The organism is Pandoraea anapnoica, assembly GCF_902459765.1.
In the GTDB taxonomy this organism is placed as follows: domain Bacteria; phylum Pseudomonadota; class Gammaproteobacteria; order Burkholderiales; family Burkholderiaceae; genus Pandoraea; species Pandoraea anapnoica.
The window spans coordinates 48831-65132 of the sequence record NZ_CABPSP010000016.1 but is presented as its reverse complement, the minus strand read 5'-3'; the positions used below and the strand labels follow the sequence as shown (position 1 = coordinate 65132).

At 63.0% G+C, this 16302-nt stretch carries 7 protein-coding genes; 2 read left to right on the top strand and 5 right to left on the bottom strand.

The genetic code is table 11. The features are described from left to right. The first annotated feature begins 304 nt into the window (after positions 1-304). The gene (gene paeA, locus PAN31117_RS22695; RefSeq protein WP_150740202.1) at positions 305-1666 is read left to right on the top strand and encodes a polyamine export protein PaeA; all 1362 of its coding nucleotides are present in this window, start codon (positions 305-307) and stop codon (positions 1664-1666) included. Here the strand turns inward: paeA and recD are convergent. From recD to recC, 3 genes are read right to left on the bottom strand one after another with little or no spacing between them, the layout of a single operon-like run. Further along, positions 1614-3806 carry an exodeoxyribonuclease V subunit alpha gene (recD, locus tag PAN31117_RS22690; protein WP_246189224.1) on the bottom strand — a complete coding sequence of 731 codons (2193 nt, stop codon included), beginning with the start codon at positions 3804-3806 and terminating at the stop codon, positions 1614-1616. The two genes, paeA and recD, sit on opposite strands and share 53 nt — an antisense overlap. Continuing rightward, positions 3803-7669 carry an exodeoxyribonuclease V subunit beta gene (recB, locus tag PAN31117_RS22685; protein ID WP_150740201.1) on the bottom strand — a complete coding sequence of 1289 codons (3867 nt, stop codon included), beginning with the start codon at positions 7667-7669 and terminating at the stop codon, positions 3803-3805. The genes recD and recB overlap by 4 nt, the downstream gene beginning before the upstream one ends. Then, positions 7666-11100, bottom strand: a complete 3435-nt coding sequence (gene recC, locus PAN31117_RS22680; RefSeq protein ID WP_150740200.1) for an exodeoxyribonuclease V subunit gamma — start codon at positions 11098-11100, stop codon at positions 7666-7668. Before recC ends, recB begins: the two co-directional genes overlap by 4 nt. A 290-nt stretch (positions 11101-11390) precedes the next feature. On the opposite strand from recC, the gene PAN31117_RS22675 reads away from it, so the two are divergent. After that, positions 11391-13613: an FUSC family protein gene (locus tag PAN31117_RS22675; RefSeq protein ID WP_150740199.1), complete on the top strand. Its 2223-nt coding sequence runs from the start codon at positions 11391-11393 to the stop codon at positions 13611-13613. A gap of 36 nt (positions 13614-13649) precedes the next feature. Here PAN31117_RS22675 and PAN31117_RS22670 read toward each other — a convergent pair whose 3' ends face one another. Further along, positions 13650-14288: a response regulator gene (locus tag PAN31117_RS22670; protein WP_150664311.1), complete on the bottom strand. Its 639-nt coding sequence runs from the start codon at positions 14286-14288 to the stop codon at positions 13650-13652. Positions 14289-14705: 417 nt separating this feature from the next. Further along, on the bottom strand, positions 14706-16220 hold the full coding sequence (locus PAN31117_RS22665; RefSeq protein WP_150740198.1) for an efflux transporter outer membrane subunit: 1515 nt from the start codon (positions 16218-16220) through the stop codon (positions 14706-14708). Positions 16221-16302 lie beyond the last annotated feature (82 nt).

The window sequence follows — 16302 nt, the reverse complement described above, 5'->3', positions numbered from 1 at the left end:
ACCGCCTCGGAGTGGACAGCCGGGCCGCCTGAATGCGTCCGGTGTGGGTCGGGTACGCGGGGGTCGCGCTGTCGGAGTGCCCCGAACTTATGGCATGCTATCGGACAGCGGTACAGCCGACGCGGCTGACGCGACCCGCCCGGCGGGTACGCTGCTCCCGCGCTCCAGCCCGAAGGCATCTCAAAATGATGGCCCGCCGGCCTTGTTTTGAAATGTCTCCCTGCTCCCGGACCCACTCCCGTGCGAACCGGTCCGGCTTGCGTCGCGGCTATGTACCCGCACTCGCACTTACAGGGACAACAATATGAGTGGTTACGGTTTTCTTTTCAGTATTCTCTTGCTGGTGCTGGCAAGCGCCTTCTTTTCCGCTTCCGAAATATCGCTCACTGCGGCTAAGCGCACTAAACTCCAGGTGCTTATGGAGAAGGGTGACGAACAGGCGGTCAAAGTGCTCGCGCTCAAGGAACAGCCAGGCAACTTCTTCACCGTCGTTCAGATCGGCGTGAATGCCGTCGCCGTGCTCGGCGGTGTGCTCGGCGAAAGCTTCCTCACCGGCTACCTGTTCGACTGGCTCTCGCCATTCACCGACGAAGCGCTCGCGCTCCGACTGGCTGGCATCGGTTCGTTCCTGTTCATTACGATCGCCTTCATCCAGTTCGCCGATCTGATTCCGAAGCGTCTCGCCATGGTCAATCCTGAGCGCGTCGCAATGGCAATCATCGATCCGATGCTGCTTTGCCTGAAAATCCTGCGTCCTTTGGTCTACCTCTTCAACGGCGTAGCGAACCTGTTTCTGCGCATGTTCAAGCTGCCCACTCATGCGATCGACAACATCACGTCGGAGGACATTGCAGCCATGGTCGGTGCCGGTGCGCAGGCCGGCGTGCTGCGCAAGCAGGAACTGCATCTGATCGAGAACGTGTTCGAGCTCGAGTCGCGCACCGTTGGCTCAGTCATGACCTTCCGCGACGACGTGGTGTACTTCACCATCGCTGAGGACGAACGCAGCATCCGTCAGAAAATCACGGAAAGTCCGCATTCGAAGTATCTCGTGTGTCGCGACGAAATCGACAACGTGCTCGGTTACGTCGACTCAAAGGACCTGCTCCAGCGCATTGCGAGCGAAGACCTCTCCAGCGTGATCCGCAATCTGGATCGCCTCTACGCCAAGAAACTGCTGGTGATTCCGGACACGCTCAACCTGTCCGAAGCGCTGGCACGCTTCAAGGAAACCCGCGAAGGCTTCGCCGTCATCATCAACGAGTACGGTCTGGTGGTCGGCGTGGTGACGCTTAACGACATCGTTGGCGCACTCATGGGCGACGTCGTCCACCCGGCCGACGAAGACCAGATCGTGCGGCGTGACGAGCACTCCTGGCTCGTCGACGGTGTCACGTCCGTCGAGGACGTGAAAAAGGCGCTCGATATCGACGAACTCCCCGGCGAGGGCGAGTTCGAGACCATCGCCGGGTTCATGATCTATCAGCTAAAGCGCATTCCGAAAAAGTCGGAAGCCACCGAAGCGGCGGGTTACAAGTTCGAAGTGGTCGACATCGACAACTACAAGATCGACCAGCTGCTCGTCACCCGCATCGGTGCAGTTGCCGAGGCCGCTATCGCAGCGGCAAAGCTGAACGCGAACCCGTCGGAGAATCAGACATCGTAGCCAGCACCTCCGTCAGACGGTCGGTGAGACCGCCATCGCGCTGCGTCGGGCGCGCAATGGCCGAGGCGATCACCGGCCACGGCGCATATAGCCACGCCTCCCGGCGCGCACGCGTGACCCCCGTATAGATCAGTTCTCGCGATAGCACCCGGCTTGCCTGCTCGGGCAGCACTATCGCGACGCGCTCGAATTCCGATCCCTGCGACTTGTGAATCGTCATTGCGAACGCTGTTTCATGCGCGGGCAAACTGGCAGGCGAGTAGAGGCGATAGCCGCCGTCCGGCGTAGCGAACGTCACACGCAACGTGCCGGAAGGACCAAGCGGCAACGCAATGCCGATATCGCCGTTGAAGAGGTTCAGCGCGTATTCGTTCTGCGTCACAAGCACCGGACGCCCCGCAAACCACGCACCGCCCCCCGCGCCCAACGCCACGCCCGCACGACGCGCCAGCAGCGCTGTCAGTTGTGCACCGAGAAACTCGATGCCCCGTCGCCCGCCTCGCGTCGCGCATAGCACGCGAAACTTCCCAAAAGCGGCAAAGACAGGCTGCGCGACCATCGCAATGTCGGCCGTCGTGGCGGCAGCGGGATCGCCTAACTGCTCAATCGTCGTTAACGCCTGAGCGAGCGCATCGAGGTATTCGCCATAGCCATCCGCCAGCGCATTCAGTGTTGCTGGTGACAACTGGATTCCGCCATCTTCGCTTAACAGCACGCGATCCACCGGGCTGGCTTCGGAGAGTGCGGTGCCCGCCCTTCCCCCGGTATTCATGCGGACGGACTCGCTCTCGGCAACAGTGAACTCCTTACGCGCATCAATGACCTTCCCTGTCTTAATGGCCGTGGCCAGACGGCCAATCGCCGAGTTCGCGCCAAAGCGATAGGTACGTTCCAGCCAAACGACGGCGTCCTCCAAACCACGTGGTGCCCGAGCTTGCGTCGTCGGCTCAGCGTTCGTTTTCGACACGCTGTCCCGACTCACAGCCAACGGACCGGATCGAGGGAAGTCGTTTGACGGCCAGCCGAGTGCCGACAGCAATTGCACGCGCATCGATGGCGAAAACACCCGCTGGGCGCTCAATTCGCCGAACACCGCTCCCGCCTCGACAGCCGCCAACTGGTCCTTGTCGCCCAGCAAAACCAGACGCGCCCCCTCCGGCACCGCTTCCAGCAGTTGCGTCGCCATCGACAAATCGATCATCGACGCTTCGTCCACCACGATCAGGTCATAAGGCAACGGGTTGCCTGCGTGATGACGAAAGCGTCGCCCGACCTGCTCCGCCGATTCCGGCAACACACCGAGCAGTCGATGCAACGTTACCGCTGCTTCGGGGAGCGCGAATCGCACGGTTTCCGGCAAGTCCTGACGTGCCGTCAGGGCTTCCTGCATACGCTGTGCCGCTTTGCCGGTGGGTGCCGCCAGCGCAACGCGCAGGTTGGCGTCACGCTCCAGCAGACACGCAATCAGACCGACGACGGTGGTCGTCTTCCCCGTTCCCGGGCCGCCGCTGAGCACGACCAGCGAGCGCTGCAATGCGAGCGCCGCCGCCGCCATCTGCCAATTCGGCTCGCGCTGGCCTTCGGGCGAGTGCAGCACGCCATCGCGGAAGTAGCGTTGCAAGCGCTTACGGTCCTCCTCCGTGATCGACGAAGTCAGTGCCGTCGATGCGGACATCGCCTCGCCGCTCAGGGTCAGTTTTCGTCCCAGCGCGAGGGCCAGGCGCGCTTCATAGTGGTAATAGCGAGCCAGATACAGACGGTCCCGATCGTCGAGCAAGAGCGGATAGGCGTCTGCCCGCCCATCGCCTTCGAGCACATGTGCGAGGCTGGCCGGCGCACACAAGCCGCTTGCGAAGAGCGCCTCTCGCCAGACGGACAACGCCGGCGCGTCACCGGGAAACAGTTCGCCGCTGGCCTGCGCGTCGAGCAGGTTGTCGAGCGGCACGCAAACATGACCTTCCGACGTGGCGAGGCTCACTTCGAGCGCCGCCCGCCGAACGTAGCGGCAAGTGACCTCATCCGCACCGTTCCCTCGCGCGAGCAAACCCATGCGACGCGCGAAACCTTGCGCGAGTCGCACCACTCCGCTGTCTGCCAGCGGGGCACCGGACGCATCGCCCATGTGGCGTCTATCGCTCATGCGTCCTCCTCCCGGGTCCCGACCGAAGCACTGCTCGTGTTCAGTGAGAGCGCCTGAGCCAGCGCCGCGTTTTCACCGGCGGCGAACAGTCCATCGAGTGCATCGACCATTTCCCGAGAAGGCTTGTCGAAGAAAACCCCCGGGACTTCATCCCCGGCAAGATGCGCGCTGGCCCAATCCGGACGAACGCCCCGCACAAACAAATAGAGGCTGCCGCCCATATCGCGGTCGTAATCGTAATCGGGTAAGCGACGCCGTAAATAGCGATGCAGCGCCAGCGTGTAAAGCAAGTACTGGAGGTGATAGCCGTGTTCGGCCATGGCCTCGCGCAAGCCGTCGCCGCCGTAGTTCTCGGGGGCGGTGCCGAGGTAGTTCGACTTCCAGTCGAGAATCCACCATTGACCGCCGTGACGGAACACCAGATCGATGAAGCCTTTGAGATAGCCCCGAAGGACCGTCGCGTCCAGCGGCAGATCGGGATACCCGAATTGGCGCAACAGGCCGCGCAGTGCGTCGAGCGACACCGCATCCGCCGGGTACGTAAACTCCATCTCGGTAAGACGCTCGACCAGCGAGACATCCGCCAATTGCATGCCCGGGCGCAACGGCGTGGCGAGCGTGTCGCTCAGCATGTTCATCATCATGGCGCGCCATGTGTCGTTTTGCTCCGCGCCGCGTCCCGGCGGACGCTCGCGCAGCGCCCGCGACACTGCATGCGACCACTGGGCCCGCGACTGGAAGTCCGCCAGTTCGAACACCCGGTGCAAGCTCTCCCCCGCGGCCGGGCCACGTGGAAAGCGAAGAATGTCGTCGGCAGGCGGCCAGGCGTCATCGCCTTCCGGCGGCAGCGCAAACGTCGGTCCCGCATTGGCTTGTGCGTCGTAATCGGGACGCGTGCGTTCCGGTGCACTCAACTGCCCGCCACCGAGTTGCGGTCCGGTGTGCATGCCTGCAAGCAACCCGGAGAAGCTGCCGATGCGCCATGCTTCGCGCAAGGCTCGCGTACTCGCGCGCGTGGCCAGTTCCGGCGCGGCATCGTGCACGACGCGCGTGTCGCCGTCGAGCGCATCGCCCACTGGCAACGGCACGACCTCAAGTGGCCCGCCAACAAGCGCCTTCCACGCTGAGCGAATCGCCTCAACGCGCTCATCGGCATCGATGGTCGAAGCAATCCAAGCGTCGAACGTCGTCCCCTGCCCGGCCGCTAACCAGTGGAGCATGCCGCCGCACGCCTCCTTCACGCTACGACGTGACGAATAGATACCCGCTGCCAGATAGCAGCGGTAAACCGCTCGCGTCAGCGCAACGTACAGCAGGCGAGCTTGCTCCGCCGATTGTTCCTGCCGCAACGCGGCAGCGGCAGGTGATCCCTTGCCTGCCGCGTCGGTGAAGTCGATGACGGCCGTCGCACCATCGTGGTACTCCAGACCTTCGAGACCGCCACCGTCGCGCACCGAGCCGTCCCAAAGGAACGGGCAGAACACCACGCCGTACTCAAGGCCCTTCGATTTGTGAACGGTCACGATCTGGACCAGATTCTGATCCGACTCCAGGCGCAGTTGCGCCTCCTCGCCGCCGCTGGCATTGCGCTGCGACGCCAGCCAGCGCAGTAGCGCAGGCATGCCAGGCTGTTCTGCCCATCGCGCTTGTGCAAGCTCAGCCAGATGCATGAAATTGGTCAGACGACGCTCTCCTCCCGATTGCCCAACCAACCGTGCCGCAAGTCCAAGCTCGCGCATGAGCGTGCGCCACATCGCGGAGAACCCACGATCCGTCCATAACTGACGATAGCGTTGCAGGCGCTCGATCCACGCGATCGCCTCCGCATCCGAGGCATCACTTGTCTGCATGCGATAAAGCGCCGTGGCATCGAGTCCGAACAACTCTGTCGCGAGCGCGGCGCGAAGGGCTCGAACGTCGCCCGGCGCCTCCACCGCGCGAAGCACGCGCAGCAAGGTTTCCGCCTCTTCGCTCGCGAATACCGAGTCCTGCGTCAGCTCCACGCTCCCTACCGCATGCTCGGCGAGCATCGACTTCATCAGCGCGCCCTGACGGTGCGTCTGCACGATCACGGCAATATCGCCAGGTGCGAGCGGCTCGTCGCCAACCAGTACCTCACCGCGCGACGCCCCCGCCAGCAAGCGCGCCACTTCGGCCGCCGTTGCGCGGGCACACGCGTGTTGCGCCTCGTCCTTGGGTAGTGGCTCGTCGGCGTCGGGCAGCCACCAGACCGTAAAGTCGGCCACGTCCCGCACGTCCGACAGCGGAGGACGCCGACGTGTGCCGGGACGCACCGGCGGGTACGCCAGCCCTTCCAGCACGAACGCACGATCGTTGGCACCAAACAAGCGGTTACCGGCTTCGATGATGGCTGGCGTCGAGCGCTGATTGACGGCGAGCGTATACGCCGCGTCGGCGTTCTCGCGCGCGGCCAGATAAGTGTGCAGATCCGCTGCGCGGAAACTGTAGATGGCCTGCTTGGGATCGCCGACCATGAACATCGGGCCGCGCCCGCTGGCCGCCGGAATTTGCTCCATCGCTTCGTCCGATGCGCCTGTCCGATGCCCGTACACGGCGCTGAAAATGGCGAATTGCAGCGGATCGGTATCCTGGAATTCGTCGATCAGTGCGCACGGATAGCGCTCGCGCAACGCGTCCGCCAGATCGGGATGCTGATGCAGCGCGCGCGCGATATTGCCAAGCAAGTCGTCGAACGACACCACGCGCAGTTCGCGCTTGCGCAGCGCCAACTGTTCCGGCGCCTGTATCAACCACTCACGCAGGATTCGCAACCACTGCATCGCGTAGCGCTCGTCGGCATCCGCGCGCGCCCGAACGAGTACGTCCGCCATTTCAAAGAAGCGATGGTCGGGGGGCGTCTCCCCCTTCTTGATGTCCTTGGAGAGTCGCGTTGTCGTCAGCAACTCGGCCTTCGGCGCCAGCAATGCACCGGCGTCGCGCGCGCCAAGATATCGCTGCCATGCCGAGACGGCCTGCGGGAGCGACGTCTCGTTGTAGATATTCTTCTTGTAGGAAGGCAGTACTGCGTGCATCAGGTCGGCAATCACCGATGCCTCAGCTTCCCAGCAATCGCACGCTGCCAAATACGTCGCCAGCAACGTCGAATCGGGCGACGCTTCCACATCGCTTTGCACGGCCTCCGGCCAACGCAACTCGGACATCGGCTTCTTCAGACGCCGCGCCAATTGATCCGTGAGCGTGCCGGGTGAACGCTTGCGGTCCACCAGCCATGCGGCGAAATTGTCGTCCTGCGCCGCCATCGGCTCGACAACACGACGCCAGAACTCCACCGCCAGATCGTGGCGCACGCCGTTGTCGTCCGGCACTAACTCATAAGCGAATGGCAGCCCCGCGGCAAACGGCACTTCGGCGAGTGCTCGCTGGCAGAAACCGTGGATGGTGTGAATCGACGCCTGATCGAAACCGCGCAACGCACGCTGGAGGCATTCGCGAATGGCCTTCGGCGACATCTCTCCACGCTCGATCAGCCCGGTGATCATCACGTTGAACAGCGGATCGTCGCTGGCGTCCGGGTCGAAGTCGAGGATGTCGTCTGCGTCATCATCGCCGCCCTCGCCTTCGTCCTCGTCCTCATCGAAGACCGGGGCCATCGCTGCGACCAATCCGGCAAGCCGCCCCCGAATCCGTTCACGCAATTCTGCCGTTGCGGCATTCGTGAACGTCACGACCAGAATCTGCTCGACGGTCAGTTGCTTCTCCAGCAACAACCGTACGTAGAGCGCGCAAATGTTCCACGTCTTGCCCGTACCGGCGGAGGCTTCGATCAGGCAGACGCCATCGAGATCGCAACCGAAAACATCGAGGTCGATGAGCTGCGTCATGCGCCCTCCACGATTTCAAGGTGCTGCACCATCGGTCCGAACATCGTGTTCGCCAGCAAGTCGAACGGCGACGCCAGCGGGTCTTCCACACCCCGCCAGATCAGCTTGGTATAGGGGTCATCGGCATCGCCGCGAGCGAATGCAGAGCCGGACCATGCGCTTTCGGCATCTGTCATTTTTCCGGTGCTCGCCAGTTTCCACGCGCTCCGTACAAAAAACGGCAACGGCCGGGTCTGCCCAAGGCGATACAACGCCACCCATTGCGCGAGCAGCGCGGCCGCATCGTCAACCGGACGCAGCGCAAATGTCTCGTCCTCTCCATACCAGAGCGTTCGTGGTGCGACCTCAAGCCCCGCATGTTCCGGCTGCTGCAAATGTGCACATAGCGCGAGGTGGGCGAGCCAGGCGGCAAGCAGATCGCTCGGACGCATGCTGCCATAGCGATACATGACGAGTCCGTGGCGCGACACCGGGGCCAGACGCCCTTGCAGCAAGCAGTCTGCGGACAACGTTGCATCACCGTGCCAGATCGTATCCGTCGATCCGGTCCACGACGGTGGGAGCGCGGGCTTGAGCGGCAGCGTCACGAGTAATTCCTGCGTGCCCTCCGCCTGCGCTTCTCTCACTCGTGTGGCCAGTGCGCGCAATCCACCGAGTTCACGTCGACGCCATACGGCCCCCGTCGCACCGCATGGCAGTTCATGACTAACGTTCGCAATGCGTTCGATCGCCGCCGCCTGAGCGCGGGCATCCTGAGCGTCGTCGCGCAACAGTCGCGGCAGCAGCCGCGCGGCGAGCGCGTCGCGCCCCGACCAGTCGAGTACGAACGGCTCTTCGTCTTCGACTTCGGTGAGCATGTCGCCAAGCGACAGGCCCAGCCGATCGCGCGCCCACGCCCGCCCCGGGTGACGCCAGAAGCGCAGCAGGTCGTCCAGCGTCAGATGCGTCTGCGCGATGGCGGGCAACGGCTCATGGACGAATGGCGTTGCAGCTGCGTCTGACGCAGGGGATGCCAATTGACCAACCAGTTGCTGAGCCGCCTCGCCGTTAGCAACGTCATAGCTGTACAGCGACGGCTCGCGCCCGTCGAAGTACGCAGGTGAGAACGGTTGAAGCGGATGCAGGACAATAAGCGTCTCACGGGCTTTGCGTTGCTCGTCGAGGTCGAATCCCTGCGATGCCGGCGCGAGCAGCTGCCCCGTGAAGTCCAGCAATTCGTCCACGGCGGTGGACGGCGGCAACGGCGCGTTATCGCGAACGCTTCGCCCCGTATAGGTGATGAGAAAGCGGTCCTGCGCACTCAGCATCAAATCGAGGAACAGATTGCGTTCGTCATCGCGACGCTGGCGGTCGCCCCGTTGTGGTAGCGCGCGCATGAGATCGAACTCGTCGGCGCGCACGCGCCCGGGCAACACGCCATCATCCATGCCAATCATGCAGACCACGCGGTATGGCAACAGACGCAAGCTCGGAATCGCGGCGAACGTCACGCGTCCCGACGGCACCCCGCCGCGCGTCGGATCGTCGAGCGCGTCGGCCAGCACGCGCGCCACCACTTCCACCGGCACGCGCACCTCAGGCGCACCGTCGGCAATGGCTGTGCCGATCTGTTCGATGGCCATACGCACTTCGGCGACGTCATCGGCAAAACGCGGCTCATCCGAGAAGAACTGTTCCAGCATTGCCAGCAACTGATCGCGCCATGCGAGGCCAGTCCGCTCGGTCTGGAGCGACACTGCCGTCAGATCGAGATCGTCGATCAGTCGCGCCAGTTGCCCCAGCAACTCTGCCCTGCCGCCTTCGATCCCGCCGACAGGCAGCCAGTCGTCGACCGGCATGGCGTCGTCCGGCAAGGCATAGCCAAGGAACAGCCGCATCATGGCGTCGCCCAGCGTATGGCGCTCCAACGCAGGAGTTACGTCCGCACCCGCTCCGGCCATCGCGCCATCACGCGCCGTCTGTCCGGTACCGTCAAGCCGCAGCAAGGCGTCTCCGCGCCAGCCCCGGCGTGCGCCTGCACTGTGCAGCCAGTTCTGAATCGCGTCGAGCACATTGCCGCCCAGGTCGTAACGCTGCGCTACCGCCTCTGTACGTGCGAGTTCGACAAGACTCGACGCCGCCACCCGCTGCTGCGGCAATGCCAGAATCGACGCGAAAGCGCGTGCGACAGGGTTGGTCCGCGTCGGCGGCAGGCCGGTCACCAGATAAGGAATGCGGGGCGTTGCAGTGCCGAACACGGCGTCGATGAGCGGTGCCGCACGGCCAAGGTCCGGCACGGTAATCAGCACATCGTCGGGACGCAAATCGGGGATTTCGTCGAAGCACGCCAGCAGGCGGTCGTGCAGGACCTCGATCTGACGCGCAAGGCTATGACAGACATGCACCTGCACCGAGCCATCGGCCGCGACGCCGTTGGGCGCCCCGTGACGACCATCGTCCAGGGAAAGAATGCCGTTCTGCAAGGCGGCCAGCAGCGTGGGCTCAGGATTCGGCTGAAACAACGCCCGGTCCTCCACCGCCTGCGGCGCAAGGTCCGCGTACAACGCATCGATGTGCGACTGCGTCTGCCGTCCCCATTCCGCCAGTAAGGGGTGCCCCACCTCACGGTGCGCTTTGCCGTCACGTTGGGTCAGATACGACAGCCGCGACGGCGGCACGATGTCGAACCAGTAGCTCTCACAGGGATTGAGGACATAAAGATGCACGTCGATCAGGCGGGACATCGCCTTGAGCAACGTCATTGAAAGCGGCGGCATCGACGACAGCGCGAACACGCAGACCCTTGACGGCCAGCCTGCAGGAACGGTCTCAGGCGTAAGCTGTTCGATCCGGTCGATGGCCCGCAGCGTCGGGTGGCGCTCGCGAATCTCCAGATGCGCCAGCACCTGCCGCCACAAGGCGCTTTGCCAAGCCTCGTCGGCACGCTGGACGTCGCCCCAGGCCGTCGACGCCCCCGGCGAAATGACTTCGCCGGATTGCCACCGTTCCAGCCAGTCCGGCCGGTAAGTCAGGTACTGATCGTAGATGTGGGCCAGTCGGTCGGCCAACTCGAATCGCATGACGTCGTCTGCCCCGGCCAGATAACCGGCCAGGCGCGGCGACGCGTCCACCCACGGCTGCGCGAGACACTGATACAGCGGCCAGACCAGCCGGTCGGGCGCGAACGGCGAGCTTTCCGGCACGGTGAGCAGTTTGCCTGCCATATCCCAGAGCCATTGCGCCAGATACGTCAGGCGGACGTTTGCGCACACGCCGAAGACGTCCGCATAGTCCAGTTCGAGTCGGCGGCGCACCGCCACGCTGGGCACAACGATGGTTTCCGTCTCGAAGGGATTTCCTGCCCCCGCCAACGCGTCAGGTGCCTGTGCGATGTCGCGCAACAGGGCGGCTTCGAGCGTGGTGAACCGGTTGGAGAAGAATAGATGGAGCATGCGGGCGTGGCGGCTGAGCGAGTCTGTTCGCAAGCATAACAAATGCCCTGTGCCAAAGCCCATCGGACAGATCCGAAAGCTTACCCCGTCATGGGTGACCGCGAGGCGACGGCGGGGTGACGGCGACCCAACGCCATGCCCGGCGCACACGACCGGCCCCCATAGGCGGCCCGCGTGTAACCGGCGGTATCCCCACTTCGCGGCACGCCGGGCATCGGCTAGACTCTCACTGCGCCGCGCCCTACCCCATCGCGTGGCCGGCTTTGCTGCGGAACCCTCGCACCCGACGCATGGACTACCAGACCGATATCAAGAAGTTTCTCTATAGCCACTACTTTTTCAGCGGCACCCGGCAGGCAGTCGGCGTCATCCTGCCTGCGCTCGTCCTGTTCTGGGGAATGGATCAGCACCTGCTCGGCATCGAGGTCGCCTCCGGCGCGCTCTGCGCGAGCGTGGTCGACATCAACGGGCCGCTGCGTCACAAGCACACCGAACTGCTGAGCTGCACACTCCTCGGTGCGCTTACGGTACTGATCACCGGCATGGCGACGGCCGCACAGCCGTGGCAACTCTGGATCACCTCGCTGATTCTGACGTTCGGTCTGTCGATGCTCGTGGTCTATGGGTTACGCGCGTCGCTCGTCAGCTTTGCCTGTCTCATGATGATGGTCCTCAACGTCGAAGCGGACCTCACTCGTCATCAGGCGGTGCTCGACGCCGGGGCCGTGCTTGCCGGCGGGCTTTGGTACACCTATTTCAGCCTGTTCGTCTGTCGCATCTGGTGGTTTCGCATCGAGCAGCAAACGCTGGCGGAGTGCTTCTTCGTCACGTCCGAGTATCTGGAAGCGAAAGCGGCCTTCTACGATACGTCGACCGACATCGACGACTGCTACCGCCGTCTGATTGCCGCACAGGTCAATGTGGTGGAAAAACAGCAGGCGGCGCGCGAGATCATTCTGCGTAACCTGCCCCGTCTGCGCATCGGTGCGCTGGAGCCGCGGCGCACCATGCTGTTCAATCTGTTCATCAATATCGTCGACCTGCATGAGACGGTGGTATCGGTGCATACCGACTATCCGATGTTGCGCCGCGAGTTCGCCAACAACGACGTGCTGCTGTTCTTCCGCGACATGATTCGCAAGATCGCCATCGAAGTGGATGCGATTGGCTACGCCATTGCGACCAACGAGCCCTCGCGGGCACAACGCAGTTGGCGTGCAGAATTCCGGGCCATCGAGTACGAAATCGAACTCATGCGCAAGCAGTCGCTGCAACTGAAATCCCCGGAAGCCTATCAGGCGCTCACCAGCACGTTCCGCCGAGTTTGGAGCACCACGCGTATCGTCGAACGGATGCACCGCAACACCGATGTGAGCACCGCAGGCAACGCGACCGAAGTGCAGATCGATCAGGCCCTGCAACGCTTTACCTCGCGCCAGAGCTTTTCTCCGAAACTTCTCTGGAAGAATCTGACTTTTTCGTCACCGAGTTTCCGCCACGCGTTGCGGGTGACGATTGCCATCGCCGCCGGGCTGCTCATCTGCGAAAACTGGTCGTTGCTCGCCGGGCAAGATCACAGCTACTGGGTATTGCTCACGATCATCGTGATTTTGAAGCCGGGTTTCAGCCTGACGAAGCAGAAGAACGCGCAGCGTCTGACCGGCACGCTGATCGGCTGTGTGAGCGTACTGGTAATTCTGTCCTTCGTTCACAAGGCCTGGATTCTGCTCGCGCTCATGTTCTTCTGCATGGTCATGGGCAACAGCCTGTCGTTGTTCAACTATGGCCTGTCTGTTGTCTTTATGTCCTCGTATGTGCTGCTGTTGTTCCACTTCCTGTTGCCGGGCTCGCTCTCGGTGATCGGCGAGCGCGCCATCGATACGCTGATCGGATCGGCGATTGCACTGGTGTGTTCGTATTTGTTCCCGTATTGGGAATACCGATTGATGGGGCCGCTGATCCGTAATGCGGTGCAGTCCACGCGCACCTATCTCGAATCGAGCGCCGCGCTGGACGGCAAACGCGACGACTTCGCCTATCGCATGGCGCGCAAGGACATGCACATTGCCTTCGGGAATTTCGGTGCCGCCTTCAAGCGGATGATGCTCGAACCGAAGTCCAAGCAGGTCGCAGTCGCTGAGCTGAACGATCTTCTGGTGCAGAACCACGTGATGGCGTCGTACATCACGGGCCTGTCGGATGTGCTGCCGCGGCAGATCGCGGCAGACAAGAGCGGGGAGTTGGGGCAGGTGGTTGCCGCAATCAGTGACCTGCTCTCGCAAGCAGTCGCCGCACCGGCGGCGTCCGTGCCGACGGACACGCAAGCCGCCACCGAAGCGATGCGCGATTACACGAAGCGTCTCGATGCCCTGGTCGTCGCACAGGAACAGCAGCCCGACGCTGTCGACGCTCACGTACAGGAGATCAAGCAGGTCGTGCATCAGCTCAAACAAATGCTGCGAGCGGGCGAGCTGATTCTGCGCGACATGCGGGCCATTCGTCTGCCCGCGTGAACCCGTCACACCGCGCCGGACCGGCTCACCTGTGCTTCAGGTGATGCCCGTTCGCGTCGCGTAGTGATAGAGATCGACGTCCCGATCCAATCCCAGCTTACGCATGGCGTTGGTCTTCTGAGAGCTCACGGTCTTGACGCTGCGACTCAGTTGGAACGCGATCTCGCTGATGGTCAGCCCGGAGACGAACAAGCGCACCACTTCGACTTCTCGCCCCGAGAGCTTCGACGCATCGATTTCGAGATCGTCGATCACGGAGTCATGCAGGCGTGTCGCCAGGCCTGCGGGAATATAACGGCTGCCATCTGCCACCACACACACGATGTCAGCAATCGAACTCTGCTCATCGAGCTTCGAGAGGATCGAGTGCACGCCAAGTTTGAGCATGCCCCGCAGAATGGCGAGATTCTCCAGCATCGTGACGACGATAATCTTGATGTTGGGGAAGTAACGGCGCACATAGCCGATGAGAAAGAGCCCGTCCTTGAAGTTGCCGCCGGGCATAGAGAAGTCGGTGACGAGGATGTCGCACGGCGCTTTGGCTAGCAGATTGACCAGCTCCGACGAATTTCCCGCCTCCCCGACCATATGGATCATGTCCCGCTCTTCGAGCAGACGTCGTATTCCAAATCGCACAATCGGATGGTCGTCAGCGACCACGACATTGATCGTCATTGTGTCCCCCTTCTCTTCGTTTGGCAGACCGTTGTGACCGCGCGACGCACGCGGTGCTTCGCGTCGGCCGTCACAACGAAGCGGGTCCATTCTGGCAAAAAGGGAACACCCCGATCGGATGGGAAACGTCACATAGTCATATCGGACGCAGCGGTGTGCCACGCGGTGTGGTCCATCCACGAGAAGCCCGCATGCTGCCCGATAGAGCGGGTACTGCACGCTAACTACTTGACGCGGCGTGCATGGACGTGAATTTGCACAACCACACAACATGAGAGTTTGTGCTACTCGCGTCACCGGCATTCGGAAGATTCGCAGCGTGAGTTTCCGGCATTCCGATTGCGAAAGTCGGAATTACCTTAAACACCTGCGCTGGATTTAATGGTCGGCGCGTTGCACGCCTCCCGAGATGCGTAGTTATTCCTGCGCGGCGGGCCCCGACGCCTTGCCGCCGTTCGGCGCATCGGTCCCGCTGCTGGCCGCGCCGCTTGCTGCCGCGCCGTCATGCGGCAGTCCATGCCAGCCACCGCCGAGAGCCGTCACGAGCAACACGTTCGCCGTGAACTGTCGGCCGAGAATGGTCAGGGCCGTACGCTCCGTGGTGTACGCAGTCGCCTGTGCCGTCAGCACATTCTGGAATCCGACGGTCCCTGCCTTGTACTGATTGAGGATCAGTTGCGCCGCCTCCTGAGCTGACTGCACCGCCTGATTCTGTACGGCCGCCTCGCGTCCCAGATAGTTAAGCGCGGCCAGATTGTCCTCGACGGCCTGGAATGCCGTGAGCACGGTCTGGCGGTACGTCGCGACTTGCGCGTCGTAGGCGGCAATCGCCGCGTCGGTCTGTGCGCGTCGCAAGCCGCCATCGAACAATGTGGCCGCCAGTGCCGGGCCGACAGACCAGAAACGGCTCGGCAATGTCAGCCAGTCGGCAAAGCTGTTGCTCTGGAATCCCCCCGTGGCCGAGAGTGAAAGCGTCGGGAAAAATGCGGCCTTCGCCACACCGATCTTCGCGTTCGCGGCGACCACCGAACGTTCCGCAGATGCGATGTCGGGACGACGCTCCAACAGTTTCGACGGCAAGCTGACCGGCACGGGCGGCAAAGCGGCGCGCAACGGCGCAGGCGTCAGAGAGAACACGGCCGGAGCCTTGCCGACGAGCAACGCGATGGCGTGCTCCAGTTGGGCGCGCGTCACTTCGATATCGAGCGCGGACGCCTGAGCCTGTTGCAGTTGAGTCTGTGCCTGAATGACATCCGAGCGTTGCGCGACGCCCACGGCATATTGGTTCTGCGTGAGTTTCAGCGTCTGCTCGTAGGCCGCGACGGTGCGCTCAAGCAACGCCTTTTGGGCATCCGTCACGCGCAGGTCGAAGTAGTTCTGCGCGAGCAACGCCTGCGCCGACAGACGCGCATTCGCCAGATCCGCCGCGCTTGCCTCGGCGCTCGCGTTCCCGGCTTCCACCGACCGGCGCACGCTGCCCCAGATATCGAGTTCCCAGCTTGCCGTCCCCGACAAGCTGTAGCTGTTGGAAATCCCCCCCACACCCGATCCGCTGACGGCCGTATTGCTCACGCGCGAACTGCTGCGCGTCACACCAGCATTGGCGCCGATCGTTGGGAAGAAGGCAGCGCGGGCCTGCCCCGCCACCGCCAGCGCCTGGCGATAGTTCGCCTCGGCCAGCTTGATGTTCTGGTTGTTGATGTCGACCTGGGACATCAGATCGGCCAGCACCGGATCCTGATAAATGGCCCACCAGTCGCCCTTATCGGCCGCGTCGTTCGGCTCGGCCAGCTTCCAGTCGCCGGTTTCCTTGAACGCCGCGGGCGTGTCGATTTCCGGGCGAACATAGTCAGGCCCAAGCGCGCAGCCCGCAAGCCACAGCACCGCGCTCGCCGCGAGGAACATTGCCGAACGACGCACGCTCGGCGACATTCCCAAACCACGCCCTGGCACATTCGCAATCCTCACGGCAGCGGCGTGGGAGCGAACATTGGACATTTGACGATTCACGGTA

Excerpts from the sequence above, each read along its gene's own strand:
- paeA (WP_150740202.1), top strand. The coding sequence starts at position 305 with ATGAGTGGTTACGGTTTTCTTTTCAGTATTCTCTTGCTGGTGCTGGCA.
- PAN31117_RS22665 (WP_150740198.1), bottom strand. The coding sequence starts at position 16,220 with ATGTCGCCGAGCGTGCGTCGTTCGGCAATGTTCCTCGCGGCGAGCGCG.
- PAN31117_RS22675 (WP_150740199.1), top strand. The coding sequence starts at position 11,391 with ATGGACTACCAGACCGATATCAAGAAGTTTCTCTATAGCCACTACTTT.
- recB (WP_150740201.1), bottom strand. The coding sequence starts at position 7,669 with ATGACGCAGCTCATCGACCTCGATGTTTTCGGTTGCGATCTCGATGGC.
- recD (WP_246189224.1), bottom strand. The coding sequence starts at position 3,806 with ATGAGCGATAGACGCCACATGGGCGATGCGTCCGGTGCCCCGCTGGCA.
- recC (WP_150740200.1), bottom strand. The coding sequence starts at position 11,100 with ATGCTCCATCTATTCTTCTCCAACCGGTTCACCACGCTCGAAGCCGCC.
- PAN31117_RS22670 (WP_150664311.1), bottom strand. The coding sequence starts at position 14,288 with ATGACGATCAATGTCGTGGTCGCTGACGACCATCCGATTGTGCGATTT.